This window comes from Enterovirga sp. (assembly GCF_028290205.1).
Classification (GTDB): domain Bacteria; phylum Pseudomonadota; class Alphaproteobacteria; order Rhizobiales; family Beijerinckiaceae; genus Enterovirga.
Map to the genome: position 1 here is coordinate 1 of NZ_JAQGKF010000157.1, position 21,596 is coordinate 21,596.

The following is a 21,596-nucleotide window of genomic DNA, read 5'->3' on the forward strand; positions in this document are numbered from 1 at the left end:
GCCGACGGAGAGCTTGTCGCGCGGAATATAGGGCGTCCCGGGAGCCGGTACGTAACGCGTGCGTGAATAGGACGTCGACAGTTTCTCGCGCAGGTTCGCCAAGTTGAACAGGGCCATGTCGACGACCTGCTTGCCTTCGAGGTCGGTGATGCGGAGGTGCTGTCCCGCCTTCACCTCGACGGCGAGGCCGGTCTTCGGGGGCATCACGTCTTCTCTTGCCAGTCTCATCGCGTTTGCTCCAGGTCGTCAGCTCGTGATGTAGATGCCGTCTCTGCGAAGGTCGTGTCGCTCGACCTATCTCAGCCCGTCCTTGCCGACGATCTCAGCCGTCGTCAGCCCGCCGATTCGCGGCAGCGGCCGGCCGCCGGCCGCGACTGCGACTGCGACCACGATCTCGTCACGCCGGGGCGCGTCGGTGACCCGCACCTCCATGCCGTCAAAATGGCTCCGCACGAAAGCCGCGTCCTTGTGGCCGAGCGGGATGTCCAGAGGGACGCCCGGTCCGCCGCGCTTCTTGGAGGAGGGGATCAGGGCCGCGCCGCCGCCGAGCGCCGCCCGCACGGGCGCGCCGAGCTTCGGATGGAGGATCGCTGCCGCGTGTTCGAGCTCGCCGTCCTCGCCGACCGCCGCCGCCTTGCCGTAGCTCTGGACGGAGCTGCCCGGAATGCCGAGCGCCGCGACCGCCCGCTCGGTCAAGAGGGCGCCGAGTTCCTCCCCGACGGCCACCAGCTCGGCCAAGTCTTCCTGGTAGCGGCCCGCGAAGGGATTGCGGATCACCGCGATGGCGGCCGCGCGCCGGACGGGCGGGTCCACGGGGCGGCCCATTTCCGTGCGGGTCTCCTCGACCACGGTGAGGAGCTTGCGGATCTCGGCTGTCATGCGGCGATGTCCTCGCGCGTCTCGGGGCCGTCGAGCCCGAACGGGGCATCCCCCGCCGTGACCGTTCTGCCCTGCAGGTGCAAGGCCGCGGCTGCGATCAGCCCGCGCCCGATGAGGGCGCGCGCGACCGCCACCCCGCGGCAGAGGGCGTGCTCGATCTCGCCCGGGGCGAGCGGGCCCACCCCCCGCACCACGGGCCGGGTGCCAAGATCGGTGTCGTGCTGCAACGCGGAGGCCGGGCGGCGGAGGATGTTCGGGTGGCCCGGCAGGTCGACCGCATTCGCCACGACAGTCGCGGCCGCATCGGCCTCGGCTGCGGTCCGGGCCAGGATCGTGACCGCGTCCGCGATGCCGAGCGAGAAGCTGCGGCCGCGCCAGCCGCTGGTGGCCACGCCCCGGATCCCGTCCACCGCCCGGATCGTCGTGGTTCCGATGAGGCGCGGCGCATCCGGCTGGTCGACCAGCCCGATGCGGATCTCCTCGCCGGGCGCGAGGTGGAGCGCGATGTCGCCGCCGTTGTTGACGGCCGCTTGCAGCAGCCCGGCCTCGGCCGTCATGGCGAGCAGGATCTCCTCGGCGACCGCGCCGGCGACCGCCGCCATCGGCGTGATGAAGCCTTGCGCGGCATGGGGCCGGACCGCTGCATGCATGCGCCGGGCCACGGTTCCGGCAAGCCGGCACGGCGTGCCGTCGACCGGCCGTCGCAAGTCCGGCAGTTCGCCGCAGAGCTCCTCCAGAACGGTCGCGAACCGGGCCGTCGCCCGCCCGTAGGCGGATCGGATTGCCGCCGGGTCGCCGGTCACCGCCACGATCAGGTCGATCGGCCCATGCTGCAGGTGCAGGCGGCGGCCGTCGGCGCGGAGGCTGGCGGCGGGAGCGATCATGCCGATCTCCGCGCGCCCGGAGGGCCGGCAAGCGGCCAGGGGTTGTCCTCGTGCTGCGGCAGCGCCCGCCGCGGCGGGCCCGGCGCCCGGACCTCCGACAGCCGGCGCACCTCGCCGACATGGCCGCCCAGCGCCTCGTAATCGCGGAGCGGCAGGGAGAACTCGATCGGGGCCACCAGCGCCGGCGTCGGCACATAGCCAAAGGCGTTCGGCGGCACACGCGACACGTCGACCATGAAGGTGATGCCGCCGCCCGGCCAGACATAGGTCGGCGCACCGCCACAGGTGACCACCGTGAGGGCCTCCTTGACCGAGCGGGTGAGCCGAACCGGGTTCTCGGTGACGCCGGCCCGCAGCGAGCCGCCGGCGCCGCCCATGAACAGCACGGTGGCCAGCGCGGGCTCGCAATTCTCCTCGATCAGGTCCACCGAGCGCCGGAGATCGGCCGGCAGATCGCATTCCACCGGCCGCAGCGCCTCGTCCAGCCGGTAGAAGGCGTGCTGCTCGCCCGTTGTCGAGATCATCAGCAGCGTCAGGCCCGGCCGGGCCACCTTGGGGTCGAAGGGGCCGAGGATGGCGAGCGGATCGGAGATGTCCGTTCCGCCCCAGCCCGTTCCGGGCTGCGCCACCTGGAAGTAGCGGCCCGGGGTGGAGCGGCGGCCCCGGATCTTGATGCCGGTCTCGCGGATGCCCAGCACCTTGCCGGCCTGGTGTTCGGACAGCACGCCGGTGATGTGGTCGTCCACCACCACCACCTCGTCCACCCGGCCGTCCCACTGCTTGGCGAACATGCCGATGGTGGCCGAGCCGCAGCCGACCCGCATGCGCTCCTCGCGGTGGCCGTTGACCAGGGGCGGTCGCCCGGCCTGGACGCGGAGGGTCGCGCCCTCGTCGACCGCGAGTTCGACCTCCTGGCCGTTGCAGAGGGCCAGCAGCGTCTCGCAGGCGACCCGGCCCTCCTTCTTGGAGCCGCCCGTGAGGTGGTGCACGCCGCCGAGCGACAGCATCTGCGAGCCGTATTCGCCGGTGGTGACGTGCCCCACCGCCTCGCCGGCCGCCCGCACGGTGGCGCGCTCGGGCCCGAGATGGCGGTCGGTGTCGATTTTCACCTTCACGCCGCAATAGCTGAAGATGCCCTCGGTCACGACCGTGACCATGTCGACGCCGTCCACCTCGGAGGAGACGATGAAGGGGGCCGGCTTGTAATCCGGGTAGGTGGTGCCGGCGCCGATGGCGGTCACGAACACGGCCGGCTCGCCCACCACCCGCCCGTCCCATTCCCGGCCGCTGCCCGCAAAGGGGACGATGCTGCCCCGGCCGGCGATGGTCCGCTCCAGCACGACATGCGGATCGACCCGGATCAACTCGCCCGCCTGGTTGGCGTAGCGGTCACAGGCGCCGGCCTGGCCGGGCCGGATGAAGCACATCACCGGGCAGGCATCGCAGCGGATGCGGTCGTCGGGCGGACCCGCCGGGGAGGGAGGCTGCGGATCGGTCATGCCCGGCCCACCGCCCGCTCCGGCCGGCGACCGCCGGGCCTCTGCGCGTCACCCGCCTCGAGGGCTCTGACCGCGGCCAGCACCCGGTCCGGCGTCGCCGGCACGCGCCGGATTCGGGCGCCGCTCGCGTGGTGGATGGCGTTGAGAATGGCGGGCGCGGTCGGGATCAGCGCCTGTTCGCCGATGCCCTTGGCTCCGGACGGGCCGACCCAGGACGGGTCCTCGATCAGGATGGTCTCGATCGGCGGCACGTCGCCGACCGTCGGGATCAGGTAGTCGTGCAGGTTCTCGCCCCGGCCCGGATGGAACTCCTCCATCAGGGCGAGGCCGAGTCCCTGCGCCACGCCGCCCTCGATCTGCCCCTCAAGCAGGGTCGGGTTGATGGCCCGCCCCACATCATGCGCGGCCGTGATCTTCAGCACCCGCACCGTGCCGAGCATCAAATCCACCTCGATCTCGGCGAGGTGGGCGCCGAAGCCGTAGACCGCGTAGGGCGCGCCCTGGCCGTCCGCGTCGAGGGGCGTGGTCGGCGGGTCGAAGCTCTCCTCGGCCGAGAGCGCGTAGCCGCGCTCGTCCGCAGCCATGCTGGCGAGGCGGAGCTCGGCCCGGTGCTGCCCGTCCTCCACCACGATCACGCCCTCGCCAAAGCTGAGGCGGGCGTCCTCGCCGGCATTGGCGAGGCGAAGGATGCTGCGCCGCAGGGCCCGGCCGGCCAGTTCCGCGGCCTTGCCGCTGATGAAGGTCTGCCGCGATGCGGAGGTCTTGCCGCAATCGGGGGTGAGGTCGGTGTCGGCGGAGACGAGGTCGATCGCCGCCAGCGGCGCGCCGATCGCGTCCGCCGCGATCTGGGCGATGACCGTGTTCGAGCCCTGGCCGATATCCACCGCGCCCTGGTGCAGCGCGATGCGGCCCGCCGCCGTGACGCCGATCCGCATGGTCGAGGGGTTCGACATGGAGGTGTTGCCGCAGCCATACCACATGCCCGCGACGCCAGCGCCGCGGCGCAGGTGGCCGTTCGCCCCGCGCGAGCGGTTGAACGCCTCCGCGTCGGCCCGGGCGCGCCGCCAATGCGGCCGCAGCGCCTCGAAACAGCTCCGGATGCCGACCCCCTCGCCGAGCACCTGGCCGGTCACGGTCGGATCCTGCGGCCGCAGCGCGTTCAGGATGCGGAACTCGAGCCCGTCCAGGCCGAGCCGTTCGGCCAGCTCGTCGAAGATCTGCTCCTGGGCCAGGGTCGCCTGCGGCACGCCGAAGCCCCGGAAGGCGCCGGCCGGGACCAGATGGGTATGCACCGCCCGGCTCATCGCGCGGTAATGCGGCACGAAATAGGGCCCGGAGGCGTGGACCGGAACCCGGTTCGCGACCGTGGGTCCCCAGGAGGCATAGGCGCCGGTGTTGAAATCCGCGGCCACGTCGATGGCGACGAGGCGGCCGTCCGGCCCCGCGCCGGCCCGGATGTGGATGCGGGCGGGATGGCGCTTGGTGGTGGTCGCCATGGATTCCGGCCGCGAATAAGTCATCCGGACTGGTCGGCCGAGGCGCCAGGCGGCCACTGCCAGAAAGGGCTGGACGGAGAGGTCGAGCTTGGTCCCGAACCCGCCTCCGACGGCGCTCGGCACGATGCGGACCTGCTCGGCCGCGATGCCGAGGATCGCCGCCACCTCGTCCCGGTCCATGTACGGCGCCTGCGTACAGGCGTGGATCTCGATGCGGTCGCCCACCCGGCGGGCGAACCCCGCCTCCGGCTCGATCGGCGCATGCTCGACAAAGCCCGTCTCGATCAGGGCTTCGGCGACCACCGCGGCCCCGGCCAAGCCCGCCTCCACGTCGCCGCGGACCACCCGCCCGCGAACCAGGATGTTTCCCGCCCGATCCGGGTGCAGCAGCTCGGCCTGCGGGGCGAGGGCGGCCTCGAGCGTGTCGAGGGCGGGCAGCTCCGTCCAGGTCACCGGCACGGCCGCGAGGTCGAGCGCCACCATGGCGGCCGGCTCACCGACCACGGCCGCGACGGCCTCGCCGCGAAAGCGCGTCTCGGCTTCGGCGAAGACCGGCTGGTCGATGAAGGAGGCGATCACGCCGAAGCGGTTGCGGCCGGGGACGTCCGCGGCGGTCAGCACCGCGGCGATTCCCGGGTGGGCTGCCCGGAACGCCGCGAGGTCGCCGAAGCGAAAGCTGGCGCGATGAAATGGGCTGCGGATGCAGCGCAGCAGGAGCGCGCCGGCCGGGGCGGCGTCGGCACCGTAGATGTCGCGGCCCTCCACCTTGCGGCGCCCGTCCAGCCGTTCGACCCGCGCCCCGATGGCGGCGCCGGCCGGGACCGGGGCGGCCGGCGCGGGTGCCGTGGCGTCCAGGATCGCGGCCACGATCTTGCGGTAGCCGGTGCAGCGGCACAGCACCCCGCCAATGGCGTCCTCGACCTCGCGGGACGACGGGTCCGGATTCCGGGTGAGCAGCGCCGCGGCCGCCATGATCATGCCCGGCGTGCAGAAGCCGCATTGGGCGGCGCCGTGTCGGAGAAAGGCCGCCTGCAGCCGGCCGGCGACCCCGGATGGGGCGCTGACCCCCTCGATGGTGGTAACCTCTCGGCCCTCGGTCTGACCGGCCGCGCAGAGGCAGGCGCAGACCGGCTCGCCGTCGAGAAGCACCGTGCAGGCGCCGCAATCGCCGGCGTCGCAGCCGACCTTGGTGCCCTCGAGCCCAAGCTCGTCCCGGAGCGCGGCCGAGAGGCGGGTGGCCGGGTGCGAGGCGAGGCGGGTCTCGCAGCCGTTGACGGTGAGGACGATCCCGTCCGCCATCTCAGCCAGCTCCCTCGAGGCAGAGGTCGAGCGCGCGCCGGACCAGTTCCAGCGCCGCCTGGTCGCGGTAGGCGGCGCTGGCCCGGACGTCGCTGATCGGCGTAAGCGCGAACAGATGTTCCGGCCGCACGTGCCGGGCGAGCCCGTCCGCGTCCCGCCCGACAAGCGCGGTTTCGAGCTCCGGCAACCGGCGGGCCACAGCGGAGCAGGCGCCGACGGCGACCCGGGCGCTCCGGACGCGCCCCCCCGCGACCTCCACGAGGGCGGCCGCCATCACGATGGAGATGACGAGATAGCGGCGGGCGCCGAGCTTCACGAAGCTCGACCGCGCCGTGCCGGGGCCGCGCGGCACGAGGATGCGGGTCAGCACCTCGTCCGGGCGCCGCGCGGTGCAGCGATTGCCGAGGAGGAACTCGGGGAGCGGCAGCTGCCGGACGCCGCCGGCGGAGACGAGTTCCAGCTCGGCCTCCAGGAGCAGGAGCGGCGGCACGCCGTCGGCGGCCGGGGAGGCGTTGCAGAGATTTCCGCCGAGCGTGGCGACGTTCTGGATCTGCACCGAGCCGACCTCGCGGGCGGCGGCCCGCAGCGCGTCGAACGCGGGCGGCAAGGCGGCGTCCCGGATCGCGCTCCAGGTCGCCCGGGCGCCGATCGCGACATGGTCGTCGTGGATCCGGATGGCGGCCAGGTCGGCTACGGCCGAGAGGTCCAGAATGCGCTCCGGCCGGGGCCGGTCGCCCAGAGCGGGAAAGAAGTCAGTGCCGCCAGACAGGATCGCGGCCGGGGCCTCGGCGAGAGCCGAGCAGCAATCTTCGACGGTGCGCGGCCGAAGGTACATGCATCACCGGCAAGGCCCAGGGACTGGGCCGGCGAGAGATCGTTAGTACACCAATGATCTCCGCAGCCGTGATGGCCGTCAAGCGGCCCGCCGCCGAAACGTCGGGCAAGTTGTGCCGGTTCAGGAGGAGGCGGCGGCCTGTGTCGGCAGGGCGGCCTCGTGCCCGTCTCGGCCCTCGTCCGCCGCCCCGTCCGGCGGCGGCGGCAGAGGCTGCCAGTGCGTCGGCATCTCGTTCTCCTCGCGGATCGAGACCGGCACCTGCATGCGCGACAGCCAGTTCCCGAACTCCTCGCTGTAGCTCGCGACGATCGCACCCCAGGGCCGGGTGTAGACCAGGACCTCCGTGTCCTTGGGAGCCGAGTCGATGGGACGCCAGCTTGCGGGGGAGGGCTCGGTCATCAGCCTGGCGGTCCTGTCTGGAGCGGCGGAGGTGGTGAGATGGGGCGCGCAGGGCCTGCGACAAGGGCGTGCGGGGCGCGGTTTGGCGGGTGGAGCGTGGCGAAGCGGAGTTCTGCCCGCTAAGATCGGCGGCCGCCGCCGGCGTCGTCGTGAACCGCCGGTGCATGCAGCTTCCCTTTCAGCCGGAGCGCTTACGCATGACATCTTCTCCTGTTCGTGGCCCCATTCGCGATCTCGGCGTGTCCGAGATCCGAGCCGGATTGGCGGATGGAAGCATCACGCTCGTGGATGTTCGCGAGCCGCAGGAAGTCGCCAACGGGGTCATCCCGGGTTCCATCTCGATGCCGCTGTCGCGCTTCCAGCCCTCGGCGCTGCCCGTGAAGGACGGGCGGCAGCTCGTGTTCTCCTGCGCCGCCGGCGTCCGGTCGCGCATTGCCGTCGAGGCGTGCCGGGCGGCCGGACTGGACGTCGACGCGCATTTCGCGCCCGGCTTCAAAGGCTGGCTGGCGGCCGGCGGCGAGGTCGCACCCCTGTCCAGTTGACGGAAGCGTGTGCGCCACCGCACCTGACTTATGCGGCGCCGCACCATATGGGCATGTGTACGTTGTGAGCTCGTGATGCGGCAGATCTTCCTTCTCGTGTGCCTGATCTTGGCGATCGGCCCGACCCTTCCGACGTCGGGCTTCGCCCAGGCACCCGGGGGGCCGCCTCCAACCGTGACGGTCGCCAAGCCCGTGGTCCGGGACGTGGTGGAGTACGACGACTTTACCGGCCGCTTCGATGCGGCCGATTCGGTCGAGATCAGGGCCCGGGTGTCGGGCTATCTGGAACGGGTCGGGTTTCAGGACGGCGCGACCATCAAGAAGGGCGACGTGCTCTTCGTCATCGACCGGCGGCCCTACCAGGCCGCGCTCGACCAGGCCAAATCGAGCGTCGCCTCCGCGCAGGGCCGCCTCACCTTCGCGCAGGGTGATCTGGAGCGCGCCCAATCGCTGCAGCGCACCGGCAACATCGCCGAACAGCTCGTCGATCAGCGCCGCCAAGCCTTCACCACCGCCCGGGCCGATCTCGACAGCGCCGAGGCCGCGCTCCGCAACGCCCAGCTCAACTACAACTTCACCGAGATCCGCGCCCCGATCGCCGGCCGCATCGGCCGCAAGCTCATCTCGGAGGGCAACCTCGTCAGCGCCAACGAGACGCTGCTGACCACGATCGTCACGCTCGATCCGATCTATTTCTACTTCGACGTCGACGAGCGGTCCTACCTCGCCTATTCGCGCAATCTGCTGGTGGCCCGCCAGGCGGGCCGGGAACCCGTCCATACGGCTCTCGTCGGCGTGACCGATGAGCGCGAGCCGAAGCGGCCGGCGCGGCTCGACTTCCTGGACAACCGCATCGACCAGGCGAGCGGCACCATCCGGGCGCGGGCCGTGGTCGAGAACAAGGACGGCTTCCTGGTGCCCGGCCTGTTTGGGCAGATCCGCATCGCGGGGTCGCAGCCGCAGCGCGGCGTGCTGGTCCCCGACGAGGCGATCGGCACCGACCAGGACCGGCGCATCGTCTGGACGGTGGCCGAGGACGGCACGGTGGCCTCCAAGGTCGTGACGCCGGGGTCCCGGATCGACGGCTACCGCCTGATCCGCTCTGGGCTCACCGGCGACGAGACGATCGTGATCACCGGCCTGCAGCGGGTCAGAGCCGGCGGCAAGGTCACCCCACAGCGGCAGGAGTTGCCGGCGACGCGCTCCTGAGACGCCGGACCCCGCCATGAAATTCGCCCATTTCTTCGTCGACCGGCCGATCTTCGCCTCGGTGATGTCGATCCTGCTCGTGCTGGTCGGCTACGTCGCCTATGCGCGGCTGCCCGTCGCGCAATATCCGGAGATCGCGCCTCCCACGATCACGGTCCGGGCCTCCTACCCGGGCGCCAATGCCGAAACGGTGGCCGCGACGGTCGCCGGCCCCATCGAGCAGGAGATCAACGGCGTCGAGGGCATGCTCTACATGTCGTCGTATTCGACCAGCGACGGCAACATGACGCTGACGATCACGTTCCAGCCCGGCACCAACCTGGACCAGGCGAACGTGCTTGTGCAGAACCGCGTGGCCACGGCGCAGCCGAGACTACCGGCGGAGGTCCGCAACCTCGGTGTGACGACCCGAAAGGCGTCGTCGGACTTCCTCCTGGTGGTCCACATGCTGTCGCCCGACGACAGCTTCGATCAGCTCTACATCTCGAACTACACGCTGATCCGGGTCCGGGACGAGCTGCTGCGGCTCGAGGGCGTGGGCGACGTCACGGTGTTTGGCGCGCGCGAATACGCGCTCAGGGTATGGCTCGACCCGAACAGGCTTGCCTCCTACGGGCTCTCCACGACGGACGTCACCGGCGCCCTCCAGGAGCAGAACGTGCAGGTGGCCGGCGGCGCGCTCGGCGGCCCGCCCTCGCCGGGCGACAGCGCCTTCCAGCTCGTGGTGCAGACCCAGGGCCGGTTCGAGAGCGTCGCCCAGTTCCAGGACGTGATCGTCAAATCGGTCGGCGGCCGCCTGGTGCGGCTGCGCGACATCGCCCGGGTCGAACTCGGAGCCCGCGACTACACCACGAATTCGTATCTGGACGGCAAGCCGGCCATCGGCATCGGCGTGTTCCAGCGTCCGGGCACCAACGCGATCAGCGCCTCACAGGCCGTGATCGACAAGATGAAGCAGCTTCAGGCGCAGTTTCCGAAAGGGCTGGAATACCGCATCGCCTACAACCCGACGCTGTTCATCGCGGAATCGGTGCGCGAGGTCTACAAGACGCTGTTCGAGGCGGTCATCCTCGTCATCCTCGTCATCGTGGTGTTCCTGCAGAGCTGGCGCACCGCGATCATTCCCATCGTCGCCATCCCGGTGTCGCTGATCGGCACCTTCGCGGTGATGAGCGCGTTCGGCTTCTCGCTGAACAACCTGACGCTGTTCGGACTGGTTCTGGCCATCGGCATCGTGGTCGATGACGCGATCGTGGTCGTCGAGAACGTCGAGCGCAACATCGCGGAGGGCAAGACGCCGCGCGAGGCGGCCCACGTGACCATGGACGAGGTCGGCGGGGCCGTGATCGCCATCGGTCTCGTGCTCTCGGCCGTGTTCATCCCGACCGCCTTCATCCCGGGCATCTCGGGGCAGTTCTACCGGCAGTTCGCGCTCACCATCGCGGCCGCGACCCTGATCTCGGCCTTCAACTCTCTGACCCTGTCGCCGGCCCTCTGCGCGCTGCTGCTGCAGGCGCACCGGGGCGAACACCACCGGCCGCGCTTCTTTCTGGCGCGCTGGGGCAGTGCCCTCGCGAACGGCTTCAACCGCGCCTTCGACGCCGTCTCGCACGCCTATTCGCGGGTCGTGTACGCCTTCGTGGCCGGCACCGCGATGCGGGTTGTGATGCTCGCGGTCTACGGCGCCATGATCGCCGGCACGATCTTCCTGGCCCGGACCACGCCGACCGGCTTCATCCCGGCGCAGGATCAGGGCTACCTGATCGCCGTGATCCAGCTCCCGGACGGCGCCTCGCTGACCCGCACGGATGCCGTGATGAACCGGGCAGAAGGCATCATCCGGACCGTTCCGGGCATCGCCAACGTGATCACCATCGCGGGGTTCAACGGCGCCACCTTCACCAACGCCACCAACGGCGGCGTCATGTTCCTGCCGCTCAAGCCCTTCGAGGAGCGGACCACGCCGGGTCTCACCGCCCAGGCCATTGCCGGCCAGGTGATCGGCAAGCTGTCGGTGATCCAGGAGGCGACCATCTTCGCCCTGCCGCCGCCGCCCGTGCGCGGTCTCGGCAATGCGGGCGGCTTCAAGCTGATGCTCCAGGACCGGATCGGCGGCGGCCTCGCCGGGCTGCTCGCCTCCGCCCGCGAGGTGATCGGGCAGGCGAACCAGAACCCGAACCTGAGCCGAGTCTTCACCACCTTCGGCAACAACACGCCGCAGATCTACCTCGACATCGACCGCACCAAGGCCCGCATGCTGGATGTGCCGCTGGCCAACATCTTCAACACGCTCCAGGTCAATCTCGGCGGCGCCTACGTGAACGATTTCAACGTGTTCGGGCGCGTGTACCAGGTCCGCATCCAGGCCGACGAGCGCTTCCGGCAAGAGCGTGAGAGCATTCTGCGGCTGAAGGTGCGCTCCACGACCGGCGCGCTGGTGCCGCTCGGCTCCCTGGTCACCATCCGGGACACGGCCGGGGCGGACCTCGTCCAGCGCTACAACATGTACACGGCGGTGCCCGTCCAGGGGGGCACGACACCAGGCGTCTCCTCCGGCGTCGGCCTGACCAGCATGGAGCAGATCGCCAGCGGCTTGCCCGAGGGGATCGGCTACGAATGGACCGAGCTCGCCTATCAGGAGCGCGCGGTCGGCAACACGGCCATCTTCGTGTTCGCGCTCGGCGTGCTGTTCGTGTTCCTGGTCCTGGCGGCCCAGTATGAGAGCTGGTCGCTGCCGCTCGCCATCATCCTCGTGGTGCCGACCGGCGTTCTGGCTGCGCTCGGGGGCGTGCTGCTGCGGGGGCAGGACAACAACATCCTGACCCAGATCGGCCTGGTGGTGCTGATCGGGCTCGCGGCCAAGAACGCCATCCTGATCGTCGAGTTCGCCAAGCAGATCGAGGACCGGGACGGCAAGAATCCCGTCGACGCCGTGGTCGAGGCGGCGCGGCTGCGCCTGCGGCCCATCCTGATGACGGCCTTCGCCTTCATCCTCGGCGTGGTGCCGCTGGTGATCGCAACCGGGCCCGGGGCGGAAATGCGCCAGGCGCTCGGCACGGCCGTGTTCTTCGGCATGATCGGCGCCACGGTGTTCGGGCTGTTTCTGACGCCGGTGTTCTATGTGGTGATCCAGCTGTTCACCGGCTGGCTGCGCCGCAAGGGGAGGCGCAAGGCACCCCCGGGCGGGGCGGCTCCCGTGACGGTGCCCGAACACGCGCATTGACGGGCGAGGGCCCAGACGCGACGCTCACCCACTCTCCTGCGGAGCGCGTCATGCGGGTCAAGAAGTTCGGTGTCGGCCAGGCTGTGAACCGGGTGGAGGACGCCCGGCTCGTCACCGGCGGGGGCCGCTACACGGACGACATCGCGCCGGAGGGGGCCCTGCACGCCTACGTGCTGCGCAGCCCCTATGCCCATGCCGGCTTCCGGATCGGCGACCTGGCCCCCGTGGCCGCGATGCCGGGCGTCAAGCTGATCCTCACCCACCGCGACCTTGGCCCCTACGGCACGCTGCCCTGCGGGGCGCCGGTCACGAACCAGGACGGCCGGACCATGACCCTGCCGGCCTATCCGCTTCTGGCTGACCGCGAGACCCACCATGTCGGTGACGCGGTGGCCTTTGTGGTCGCCGAGACGCCGATCCAGGCCCGCGACGCCGCGGAGGCGATCCCGGTCACCTGGGAGCCGAAGGCCGCCGTGGTCGGCATCCGCGGCGCCGAAGCCGCCGGGGCGCCGCTGGTGTTCCCGAGCGTGCCCGGCAACCTCGCCTTCGACACGGCCCTGGGAGACGGGGAGGCTGTGGATGCGGCCTTCGCCAGGGCGGCCCGGACCGTGTCGCTGACTCTGGTGAACAACCGGCTCGTCACCAATTACATGGAAGGCCGGGCCTGCATCGGCGAGTACGACCGCGCCGCCGGGCGCTGGACCCTCACCTTCGGCGGCCAGGGCGTGCACGGCATCAAGGGTGTGCTGGCCGACGCCGTCCTCAAGGTGGAGCCCGAGCGGCTGCACGTGAAGACGCCGGACGTGGGCGGCGGCTTCGGCACCAAATACTTTCCGTACCGCGAATACCCGCTGGCCATGATCGCCGCCGAGCGGCTTGGGGCGCCGGTCAGGTGGACGGCGGACCGGAGCGAGCATTTCGTCGGCGACGCGCAGGGACGCGACAACATCGCGACGCTGGAGATGGCGCTCGACGCCGCGAACCGGTTCACCGCGCTGCGCGTGGACCTCAAGGCCGACATGGGCGGCTACCTGAACTTCTACGCGCCCTTCATCCCGGCCGCGAGCGGCGCGCCGATGTCGCCGGGGCTCTACGACATCCCGGCCGCCCATATCCGGATCCGGGGCTACTACACCCACACCTTGCCGGTGGACGCCTACCGGGGCGCGGGCCGGCCCGAGGCGGCCTACGCGATCGAGCGCTTTGTCGACTACATCGCCGGCGAGGTCGGGATGGAGCCGGATGCGCTCCGCTCCCTGAACTTCATCCCGAAGAGCCGGATTCCGTACCGAACCGCCACCGGCAACGTCTACGATTCCGGCGATTTCGAAGGCCATATGCGGGCCGCCATGGCCCGGGCGGACTGGGCCGGCTTCCCGGCGCGGCGCGCCGCCTCGGCCCGGGCCGGCAAGCTGCGGGGGATCGGCCTGGCGAGCTATGTCGAGGCCTGCGCTGGCGGCTCGGGCGAGCAGAGCATCGTGCGGCTGGAACCGGACGGAGACGTCACCGTGCTGATCGGCACCCAGTCGAACGGGCAGGGCCACGAGACGGCCTATGCCCAGCTCGTCAGCCAGGAGCTCGATCTGCCGCTGCACCGCATCCACGTCGTCCAGGGCGACAGCGACCGCATCGCGACCGGCGGCGGCACGGGCGGCTCGCGCTCGCTCCCGGTCGGTGGCGCCTCGGTGGCCGGTGCCTCGAAGGGCCTTGCCGAGAAGCTGAAGCGGCTCGCCGGCGACAGGCTGGAAGCCGGCATGCCCGACCTCGAACTGGTGGATGGCGCGGTGCGGGTGGTCGGGACGGACCGGGCCGTCGACATCGCGGCCCTCGCGGAGGGGGCGGCGGCCGAGGACCTCGCCTCCGACGGCGACTGGACGCCTCCCGCCGCGACCTTCCCCAACGGCACGCATGTGGTCGAGGTCGAGGTCGATCCCGAGACCGGGGTGGTGGACCTCGTGTCCTATGTCGTGGTCGACGATTTCGGCGTGACGCTGAACCCGAAGCTGCTCGCCGGGCAGGTCCATGGCGGCATCGCCCAGGGCATCGGCCAGGCGCTGTTTGAGCGCACGGTCTACGATCCCGAAGGGCAGCTCGTGACGGCGTCCTTCATGGATTACCGGATGCCGCGGGCCGCGGACTTCCCGGACATCCGCTTCGAAACCCGCAACGTTCCCTGCGAGACCAACGCTCTCGGCCTCAAGGGGGCCGGCGAGGCGGGCGCGATCGGCTCCTGCCCGGCGGTGATGAACGCCCTCGCCGATGCGCTGTCGCCGTTCGGCATCCGGCACATCGACATGCCGGCCACGCCGGACGTCGTCTGGGCGGCGATCGAGGCCGCCGGCCCGCGGGCGAGGGCCGCCGAATAGCGGTCCGAACGGTCGAGCTTGCGGCTCGGAATAATCCGTCCTGCGGGTCGTCTTGCGTCAGGCAGCCTCGCCTGCGGCGGGGCATCAGCGACCGAGGATCGACATGAAAGGCCTTCTCTTCACCGGCGCCGCTCTCCTGGCGCTGACCGCCGTGGCGGCCGCGCAAGCCGATCCCATTGCCCAGCGGCGGGAGACCATGAAGGGGGTCGGGGCCGCCACCCGGACCGCGTCGCAGATGGTGAAGGGCGAAATCCCGTTCGACCTCGGCCAGGCCCAGGAGGTCCTGAAGGTCTATGCCGTCGCGGCGGACACGATGCACACCTACTTCCCCGAAACCTCGAAGGCAGGCGGCAACACCACGGCCGGGCCGAAGATCTGGGAAAGTCAGGCCGAGTTCCGGGCCGCCTTCGATGCCTGGGCCAAGGACATCCGGCAGGCGGCCGACGAAACCAAGGACCTGGCGACGTTCCGGGCCTCGTTCGGCACGGTCACCAAGGCGTGCAACGCCTGCCACAACAGCTTCCGGATCAAGACCTGACCGGATGGGTACTGTCGCGCCGCCCCGGCGGGGCAGCCCCGGAGGCGTGGGCGCGGGGCCCGCGCCCCGCCGCGTGCGGGCCTGGGACGGCCCCACGCGCCTGTTCAAGTGGTCGCTCGTGCTGCTCGTCCTCACCGCGTGGCTGACCCAGCAGCGCGGCGATGCCGGCATGCCCTGGCACGTCTGGAACGGCTATGCGATCCTGATCCTGCTGGTGTTCCGCCTGCTCTGGGGCTGCGTCGGGTCGTCGACGGCGCGCTTTTCGGCCTGGCTGGTCTGGCCCTGGACGGCGCTCCGCTACGGCCGGGATCTGTTGCGCGGACGCCGGCGCCCGTATCTCAGCCACAACCCGCTCGGCGCGTGGATGATCTTGATCCTCCTGGCGCTCGCCGGCCTGCAGGGCGTCACCGGCCTGTTCACGGTGGACCAGAACGGCCTCGTCGGGGGGCCCTTCGCCAATCTCGATTTCGGCGATCCGACACCGGTGCAGCGGCTCTTCTCCCGCTGGCACCGGGTTGTGTTCTACGTGCTGGTCGGGTTCGCCATCCTGCACGTGCTGGTCAATCTCTGGTACCAGGTCGTGGAGCGCGACGGGCTGGTGGCCAGCATGGTGACGGGCCGGAAGCCGGCACTCGATTATGTGGATCAGCCCGAAATGCGGCCGGCCTCCGCGACCTGGCTGCGCGCGGTCCTCTGCCTTGGGGCGGCGGCCGGGATCGTGCTGGGAGCGGTGAAGCTCGGCGGCGGTGGGCTGCCGTTCTGAGCGGCGCCGCCGGCTATTCCATCACGGCGGCCTTGAGAATGCAGACCATGGTGGCCGTGCTGGTCTGAGGCCCGACGCAGCGCACCGTGTGCGGCCGGTCACAGCGGTAGCGCAGCGTTTCGCCGGCCCGCGCTCGCTGCACCTTGCCGCCGATCTCGACCTCGAACTCGCCCTCGCGCACCGACAGGCACTCGACCGAGCCGCGCTGGTGGGCGTCGGAATCGAGCACGCCGCCGGGCTCCGCGCTCACGTCATACCATTGCAGCCACTCGACCGTCTTGATCCAGCCGATGATGGCCAGTCGCACGCGGCCGTCGTCGGAGACCAGGATCGGCGTTTCGCCGCGGCCGGATTTCTCGATGAAAGGCTCGTCGTCGGCGCTCGCGAGCACGCGCTCGATCGAGACGTCGAGGGCCTGGCTGAGCCGCCAGATGGTGGCGAGCGTCGGATTGGTCTCGTTGCGCTCGATCTGGCTGATGATGGATTTGGCCACGCCGGACTGCTCGGCGAGCTCGGACAGGGACAGGTTGTAGGCCTTCCGCAGGCGCTGCACCGTCTTGCCGAGCTGGCCGGACAGGATCTGTGCCCCGGCCTCCAGTTCCCGCACCCGTTCCCGTCCTTCGATCGCCATCCCGCCTCCTCGCGGCCCTTGCCTGCAGAAAGGGCCTGGGGCTCGAAAGATCAAGGCGACGGCGGCTGCCACCACGCGTGGAAATGGTGCACCGGCCCCGAACCGCGGCCGATCTTGAGCCTGTCGGCAGCTTCGAGCGCCGAGGTCAGATAGGTTTTCGCCCCGCTCACCGCATCCCGCATCGGCCGGCCGAGGGCGAGATGCGCGGCAATGGCCGCCGACAGCGTGCAGCCGGTGCCGTGCGTGTTGACCGTCCGGAGCCGGGGCGCCGCGAAGCGCTCCGTGCCGCCCGGGGTGACGAGCAGGTCCACGCTGTCCGGGCCGTGTCCGTGCCCGCCTTTCAGCAGCACTGCCCTGGCGCCCACGGCCAGGAGCCGGCGGCCGGCGGCCTCCATCTCCGCTTCGCTCTCCGGCACCGCGGCGTCCCCGAGCAGCGCGGCGGCTTCGGGAAGGTTGGGGGTGACGAGGTCGGAGAGGGGCAGCAGCAGCCGCCGCAGAACCGCCACCGCCTCCGGCGAGATGAGCCGGTCGCCGCTTGTCGCCACCATCACCGGGTCCAGCACCACGTTCCGGGCCCGATACCGCTCGAGGCCGCTCGCCACGGCCTCGATGGTCTCGGGGCGAGACAGCATGCCGATCTTCACGGCCGCCACACCGAGATCGCCGAACACGCTGTCCATCTGCTGCCGCACAAAGGCGGCCGGCACGTCGAGGACGCCCTGAACGCCGGTCGTGTTTTGGGCGGTGAGCGCCGTCAGCACGCTGGCGCCGTAGACGCCGCGGGCCGAGAACGTCTTGAGGTCGGCCTGGATGCCGGCACCGCCACCCGAATCCGAGCCGGCGATGGTCAGCGCGACCGGCGTCCTATCTTGCGGCGTCATAGCGATTTCTGCGCTCCGCTCTCCACGTTGCGGGCCCGGGCGAGCCCGAGCCGGCGCTCCCGCCAGATCACGAACAGCCCCGCTCCCGCCACCAGGATTCCGCCCGCCAGCACGTAGCGGTCGGGCAACTGCCCGAACAGCACCCAGCCGATCGGCAGGGCCCAGATCAGGGAGGTGTAGTCGAAGGGGGCGATCACGGACGCGTCTGCATGCCGGAAGCTCTCCGTCTGCAGGATCTGGCCGATGCCGCCCAGGATGCCGGTCGCGATCAGCACGGCCAGATCGGCCCCGTCCGGAAGCCGCCAGCCGAACACCAATGTGAGGAGACCGAGCCCGGTCGACAGGAGGGTGAAATAGAACACGATCGCCCCCGTCCTCTCCGTCCGGGTCAGCCGCCGCACCTGGATGGTGGCGGCCGCCGAGCAGCAGGCCGCCAGCAGCGCGGCGATCGCCCCCCAGGCGGCTCCGGACCCGGCCGCGCCGGCACCGCTGCCGAGGGTGGGATAGAGCATCACCAGCACGCCCAGGAACCCGATCGCGACGGCGGTCCAGCGGTAGATGCGGACCACCTCGCCGAGCAGCAGCGCGGCCAGGACCACCGTGATGAGGGGAGAGGCGTAGCCGATGGCGATGGCATCGGAGAGCGGCAGGGCCGCCAGCGCCGCGAAGCCGAGCCCCATCCCGGCCGTGGAGATGAGCCCGCGCAGCAGGTGCCCCCCGGGCTGCGACGTGCGGATGGCGGCCAGCACGCTGCCCTGCCAGGCGAGCCACAGGGAGAGAGGCACGAGCGCGAAGGCCGAGCGGAAGAACACCACCTGGCCGACCGGGTAGCGGTCCCCCAGCCACTTGATGGCCGCGGACATGAACGTGAAGGCGAGCGCCGACAGGACCTTCAGCGCGATGCCGGCAAGGGGTGTCACGAGGAACAGCCGGGCAGGAGGGGCCGATCCTCCTGACCGCCCTTGCGGCGGAAGATCAACCCCTTTCGGGATCCGCCCGGCGTCGCGGCGGCGGGCGCCCCCGGTCAGGTGAACAGCTTCAGCTTCTCGCGGATGTCGAGGGATTGGATCCGGGCGAGTTCGGCCAGTGCGAGCTCGCGCGTTGTCGCGATCCCGGTCTCCGCCGAGGCCGGGTCGTGCGGCGGCCCGGGCAGGTCGCGAAGCACGAAGTCGATGTCGGATGCGGGCGGGCGAGGGTCGACCTCGAGCGGCGGCCGGGCCCGGGTCGGCATGGCCGGATGGCCCGCCCGGATCAGGTTGCCGATTCGGGCCTCGACCGCGGCGAGGAGCTCGGCCATCCGGGCAAGCCCGGCATGCGTGGCGTCCTGGCGCGCCGCGGCCCGGTAGATCTCGGTCGCGTGCCGGTCCAGCTGGTCGCAGCGGCCGGCGTCGAAGCCGCTCTCCCGCAGGCTCCAGGCGGTTTCCTGGATCCGCTCCGCCGCATCCACCACGTCCACCGTCGCTTGCTCGGCCTGGGTGACGAGTTCCGCCAGACCCGCGCCCGACGCGAGTCCGTGTGTGGCGGCGATCTCGGCGCGCCCATGCTGGAGGAAGCTCGCCAGTTCGGCGAGTTCCGCCTCCATGCGGGAGGTCTCCGGCTTCCCGGGCGGCGCGCTCAGGCGACGCTCGAGCCTGGCGACGGCCTCGAGCAGCCGCTGCGTCTCCGCCGCCCGCATGCGGCGCGCGTAATCGGCCAGAAAGCTCCGCCCCCGAGCTGTCCCGGAGAGCAGCTGTTCGATGTCCCGATCGTTGGAGATCGCCGGGGAGGAGGGGTTCGTGTCGGACATTGTGTCGCGCTGTGGCGATCCGAACTCTCCCCCCAAAACCTTTCGGACCGGTATGCGGGGCCCCGCGATCAGCCCCAGAGTTCGGGGGCGGGCGGCTGCATGATGCTGCCCTGGTAGACGATCCCCGGGTCACGGTCGGCCGCCAGAAGCAGCGGGCCGTCCAGATCGACGAAGCTCGCCCGGGGCGTGAGCAGGAAGGCCGGCGCCATGCCGAGGGACGTGCCGAGCATGCAGCCGACCATGATCGTGAAGCCGAGCCGCTGCGCCTCCGCGGCGAGCGCGAGCGCCTCGGTCAAACCGCCCGCCTTGTCGAGCTTGATGTTGACCGCGTCGTAGCGTCCCCGCAGGCCCGGGAGGTCGCTGCGCTGGTGCAGGCTCTCGTCCGCGCAGACCGGGACTGGACGCCGGATCCGGCCGAGGATGCCGTCGCCCGCCGCCGGCAGGGGCTGCTCGACCAGGGCAACCCCGGCCTCGGCGCAAGCGGCGAGATGGCGCTCCACGTTCGCCTCGGTCCAGCCCTCGTTGGCATCGGCGATCAGGGTGGCGTCCGGCGCGCCTCGCCGCACAGCCGCGATGCGGGCCTCGTCCCCCTCCGGGGCGCCAAGCTTCACCTTCAGGATGGGCCGGGAGGCGGCGCGCGCCGCGGCCTCGCCCATCTCGGTCGCGCTGCCGAGCGAGAGCGTATAGGCCGTGGTCGCGGGGCCGATCCGGTCGAGCCCCGCCGCAACATGCGCGGGCACGCCGGCGAGCTTGCATTCGAGGTCCCAGAGCGCGCAATCGAGCGCGTTGCGGGCGGCGCCGGCCGGCATCTGCTGCTGCAGGGCCGCCCGGCCGAGGCCCGAGACCACGGCAGCCTCGAAGGCCGCGATGGCCTGGGCGGTCCCTTCCGGGGTTTCGCCGTAGCGGGCATAGGGTACGCACTCGCCCCGGCCGGTCACGGCCCCGTCCCGGATGGTCGCGGTGACCACCACGGCCTCGGTCCTCGAGCCTCGGGCGATGGTGAAGCGGCCCGCGATCGGAAACCGTTCCAGGCTTACGGCGAGCGTCCGGGTCATGGCCTCCTCGGATGCGCGCTCGACTTGCCCGCCCCCGGCGGGCTATCACCTGCCCGCCGGGGTGCCAAGACACCACGGCTGCCGGGCGGCGGAAAGGCGGAAGCGGCTTGGGTGCGAAGGAGCTGGGTGGACGCCGGGACGAGGCGGATGCGCGCGATCCGAAAGCCGAGTTCGAGCGCCACGGCGACGACGTTCGGGCTTGGCTGTCCGGCCGCTGGACCGTCGAGCATGCCGGGTCGGTGGAGCGCGAGATGGCGTCGCTGGTCGACGCCGCGGCCGATTGCGGCCGGGTGCTGTTCGACCTGTCGGAGATCGACCGGCTGGACACGCTCGGCGCCTGGGTGCTGGACCGCACGCGCCACGATTTCGGCGCGCAGGGCGTCGCGGCGGATTTCGTCGGCGTCCGGTCCGAACACCACATTCTCCTGAACGAAGTCGCCTATCGGGGTTTCCAGCCGGAGCCGGTCAAGAGCTCGCCGGGGTTCCGCGATCTCCTGGCCGATGTCGGCGAGGCCGTCGTGAATGCCGGTCGGGATTTCGCCCACGGTGTCAGCTTCCTCGGGGAGGTCATTGCCGCGCTCACCCGCGTGGTGGTCAATCCGCGGCGGTTCCGCGTGCCCGCCCTGACCAACCAGCTTGAACAGATCGCCTTCCGGGGCGTGCCGATCATCGTGCTGATCTGTTTCCTGGTCGGCTGCATCGTGGCCCAGCAGGGGCTGTTCCAGCTGCAGCGCTTCGGCGCCCAGACCTTCGTGGTGAACCTGGTCGGCATCCTGGTGCTGCGCGAGCTTGGCGTCCTTCTCACCTCCATCATGGTGGCCGGGCGCTCCGGGGCGGCCTTCACGGCCGAAATCGGCTCCATGAAGATGCGCGAGGAGATCGACGCGCTGCGGGTGATGGGCCTCGACCCGATCGAGGTGCTGATCGTGCCCCGCATCCTGGCGCTGGTGATCGGGCTGCCGATCCTGGCCTTCCTGGGCTCCATGGCGGCGCTGCTCGGGGCCGGGCTCGTCGCCTGGATCTACGGCGACATCGTGCCGGACGTGTTCCTCACCCGGCTCAAGGCCACCATCGAGTTCAAGACCTTCCTGGTCGGCATGATCAAGGCGCCGTTCATGGCCCTGGTGATCGGCCTGATCGCCTCCATGGAAGGCATGCGGGTCGAGGGGTCGGCCGAGTCGCTCGGCCGGCATGTGACCTCCTCGGTCGTGAAGTCGATCTTCATGGTGATCGTGCTGGACGGGTTCTTTGCCATGTTCTTCGCGGCGATCCGGCTGTGAGCGCCGCTTTTCCGTCCGCCTCGGCGAGCGG

Annotated in this window: 19 protein-coding genes; 7 read left to right on the forward strand and 12 right to left on the reverse strand. The window is 71.0% G+C overall.

Annotated features, from left to right (window positions below; genetic code table 11):
* The 7 genes from JWR86_RS11300 to JWR86_RS11330 all read right to left on the reverse strand — a co-directional run.
* On the reverse strand, positions 1-204 hold a 204-nt coding region (locus JWR86_RS11300; protein WP_299565152.1), incomplete at its 3' end, for a DUF1989 domain-containing protein.
* Between the two features lie 90 nt (positions 205-294).
* Positions 295-879, reverse strand: coding sequence for an amino acid synthesis family protein (locus JWR86_RS11305; protein WP_299565154.1), 585 nt, complete (start codon positions 877-879; stop codon positions 295-297).
* On the reverse strand, positions 876-1,763 hold the full coding sequence (locus JWR86_RS11310) for a UPF0280 family protein (protein ID WP_299565158.1): 888 nt from the start codon (positions 1,761-1,763) through the stop codon (positions 876-878). Before JWR86_RS11310 ends, JWR86_RS11305 begins: the two co-directional genes overlap by 4 nt.
* Positions 1,760-3,262, reverse strand: a complete 1,503-nt coding sequence (locus JWR86_RS11315; RefSeq protein ID WP_299565160.1) for a 6-hydroxynicotinate reductase — start codon at positions 3,260-3,262, stop codon at positions 1,760-1,762. The genes JWR86_RS11310 and JWR86_RS11315 overlap by 4 nt, the downstream gene beginning before the upstream one ends.
* Complete coding sequence (locus JWR86_RS11320) at positions 3,259-6,057, reverse strand: molybdopterin cofactor-binding domain-containing protein (RefSeq protein ID WP_299565163.1); 2,799 nt, start codon at positions 6,055-6,057, stop codon at positions 3,259-3,261. Before JWR86_RS11320 ends, JWR86_RS11315 begins: the two co-directional genes overlap by 4 nt.
* Position 6,058: 1 nt before the next feature.
* Positions 6,059-6,892 (reverse strand): FAD binding domain-containing protein, encoded by an 834-nt coding sequence (locus JWR86_RS11325; RefSeq protein WP_299565165.1) that lies wholly within the window; start codon positions 6,890-6,892, stop codon positions 6,059-6,061.
* A gap of 120 nt (positions 6,893-7,012) precedes the next feature.
* The gene (locus JWR86_RS11330; protein ID WP_299565168.1) at positions 7,013-7,291 is read right to left on the reverse strand and encodes a hypothetical protein; all 279 of its coding nucleotides are present in this window, start codon (positions 7,289-7,291) and stop codon (positions 7,013-7,015) included.
* Positions 7,292-7,488: 197 nt separating this feature from the next.
* On the opposite strand from JWR86_RS11330, the gene JWR86_RS11335 reads away from it, so the two are divergent.
* The 6 genes from JWR86_RS11335 to JWR86_RS11360 all read left to right on the forward strand — a co-directional run bounded on the left by JWR86_RS11335 (position 7,489) and on the right by JWR86_RS11360 (position 15,932).
* On the forward strand, positions 7,489-7,833 hold the full coding sequence (locus tag JWR86_RS11335) for a rhodanese-like domain-containing protein (RefSeq protein ID WP_299565169.1): 345 nt from the start codon (positions 7,489-7,491) through the stop codon (positions 7,831-7,833).
* Between the two features lie 75 nt (positions 7,834-7,908).
* On the forward strand, positions 7,909-9,042 hold the full coding sequence (locus JWR86_RS11340; protein WP_299565172.1) for an efflux RND transporter periplasmic adaptor subunit: 1,134 nt from the start codon (positions 7,909-7,911) through the stop codon (positions 9,040-9,042).
* A gap of 16 nt (positions 9,043-9,058) precedes the next feature.
* Positions 9,059-12,265, forward strand: a complete 3,207-nt coding sequence (locus JWR86_RS11345; protein ID WP_299565175.1) for a multidrug efflux RND transporter permease subunit — start codon at positions 9,059-9,061, stop codon at positions 12,263-12,265.
* 50 nt (positions 12,266-12,315) lie between these two features.
* On the forward strand, positions 12,316-14,631 hold the full coding sequence (locus JWR86_RS11350; protein ID WP_299565178.1) for a xanthine dehydrogenase family protein molybdopterin-binding subunit: 2,316 nt from the start codon (positions 12,316-12,318) through the stop codon (positions 14,629-14,631).
* Positions 14,632-14,734: 103 nt separating this feature from the next.
* Positions 14,735-15,169: a cytochrome c gene (locus tag JWR86_RS11355; RefSeq protein WP_299565180.1), complete on the forward strand. Its 435-nt coding sequence runs from the start codon at positions 14,735-14,737 to the stop codon at positions 15,167-15,169.
* 46 nt (positions 15,170-15,215) lie between these two features.
* Positions 15,216-15,932 carry a cytochrome b/b6 domain-containing protein gene (locus JWR86_RS11360; protein WP_299565182.1) on the forward strand — a complete coding sequence of 239 codons (717 nt, stop codon included), beginning with the start codon at positions 15,216-15,218 and terminating at the stop codon, positions 15,930-15,932.
* A 13-nt stretch (positions 15,933-15,945) separates the two neighbouring features.
* Here JWR86_RS11360 and JWR86_RS11365 read toward each other — a convergent pair whose 3' ends face one another.
* From JWR86_RS11365 to dgcA, 5 genes are all read right to left on the reverse strand, one after another.
* Complete coding sequence (locus JWR86_RS11365) at positions 15,946-16,563, reverse strand: XRE family transcriptional regulator (RefSeq protein WP_299565185.1); 618 nt, start codon at positions 16,561-16,563, stop codon at positions 15,946-15,948.
* 50 nt (positions 16,564-16,613) lie between these two features.
* Complete coding sequence (gene thiD, locus JWR86_RS11370) at positions 16,614-17,444, reverse strand: bifunctional hydroxymethylpyrimidine kinase/phosphomethylpyrimidine kinase (protein ID WP_299565187.1); 831 nt, start codon at positions 17,442-17,444, stop codon at positions 16,614-16,616.
* Complete coding sequence (locus JWR86_RS11375; protein WP_299565190.1) at positions 17,441-18,364, reverse strand: DMT family transporter; 924 nt, start codon at positions 18,362-18,364, stop codon at positions 17,441-17,443. The genes thiD and JWR86_RS11375 overlap by 4 nt, the downstream gene beginning before the upstream one ends.
* 104 nt (positions 18,365-18,468) lie before the next feature.
* A complete protein-coding gene (locus tag JWR86_RS11380) occupies positions 18,469-19,230 on the reverse strand; it encodes a hypothetical protein (protein WP_299565192.1) in 762 nt (253 codons plus the stop codon).
* 68 nt (positions 19,231-19,298) lie between these two features.
* A complete protein-coding gene (dgcA, locus tag JWR86_RS11385; protein WP_299565194.1) occupies positions 19,299-20,285 on the reverse strand; it encodes an N-acetyl-D-Glu racemase DgcA in 987 nt (328 codons plus the stop codon).
* 203 nt (positions 20,286-20,488) lie between these two features.
* Here dgcA and JWR86_RS11390 point away from each other — a divergent pair, with 203 nt between their 5' ends.
* The gene (locus JWR86_RS11390; RefSeq protein ID WP_299565249.1) at positions 20,489-21,565 is read left to right on the forward strand and encodes an MlaE family lipid ABC transporter permease subunit; all 1,077 of its coding nucleotides are present in this window, start codon (positions 20,489-20,491) and stop codon (positions 21,563-21,565) included.
* The last annotated feature ends 31 nt before the right edge of the window (positions 21,566-21,596 follow it).

Excerpts from the sequence above, each read along its gene's own strand:
- JWR86_RS11325 (WP_299565165.1), bottom strand. The coding sequence starts at position 6,892 with ATGTACCTTCGGCCGCGCACCGTCGAAGATTGCTGCTCGGCTCTCGCC.
- JWR86_RS11380 (WP_299565192.1), bottom strand. The coding sequence starts at position 19,230 with ATGTCCGACACGAACCCCTCCTCCCCGGCGATCTCCAACGATCGGGAC.
- JWR86_RS11345 (WP_299565175.1), top strand. The coding sequence starts at position 9,059 with ATGAAATTCGCCCATTTCTTCGTCGACCGGCCGATCTTCGCCTCGGTG.
- JWR86_RS11350 (WP_299565178.1), top strand. The coding sequence starts at position 12,316 with ATGCGGGTCAAGAAGTTCGGTGTCGGCCAGGCTGTGAACCGGGTGGAG.
- JWR86_RS11335 (WP_299565169.1), top strand. The coding sequence starts at position 7,489 with ATGACATCTTCTCCTGTTCGTGGCCCCATTCGCGATCTCGGCGTGTCC.
- JWR86_RS11355 (WP_299565180.1), top strand. The coding sequence starts at position 14,735 with ATGAAAGGCCTTCTCTTCACCGGCGCCGCTCTCCTGGCGCTGACCGCC.
- JWR86_RS11340 (WP_299565172.1), top strand. The coding sequence starts at position 7,909 with ATGCGGCAGATCTTCCTTCTCGTGTGCCTGATCTTGGCGATCGGCCCG.
- JWR86_RS11365 (WP_299565185.1), bottom strand. The coding sequence starts at position 16,563 with ATGGCGATCGAAGGACGGGAACGGGTGCGGGAACTGGAGGCCGGGGCA.
- thiD (WP_299565187.1), bottom strand. The coding sequence starts at position 17,444 with ATGACGCCGCAAGATAGGACGCCGGTCGCGCTGACCATCGCCGGCTCG.
- JWR86_RS11315 (WP_299565160.1), bottom strand. The coding sequence starts at position 3,262 with ATGACCGATCCGCAGCCTCCCTCCCCGGCGGGTCCGCCCGACGACCGC.
- JWR86_RS11330 (WP_299565168.1), bottom strand. The coding sequence starts at position 7,291 with ATGACCGAGCCCTCCCCCGCAAGCTGGCGTCCCATCGACTCGGCTCCC.
- JWR86_RS11310 (WP_299565158.1), bottom strand. The coding sequence starts at position 1,763 with ATGATCGCTCCCGCCGCCAGCCTCCGCGCCGACGGCCGCCGCCTGCAC.
- JWR86_RS11320 (WP_299565163.1), bottom strand. The coding sequence starts at position 6,057 with ATGGCGGACGGGATCGTCCTCACCGTCAACGGCTGCGAGACCCGCCTC.
- JWR86_RS11305 (WP_299565154.1), bottom strand. The coding sequence starts at position 879 with ATGACAGCCGAGATCCGCAAGCTCCTCACCGTGGTCGAGGAGACCCGC.
- dgcA (WP_299565194.1), bottom strand. The coding sequence starts at position 20,285 with ATGACCCGGACGCTCGCCGTAAGCCTGGAACGGTTTCCGATCGCGGGC.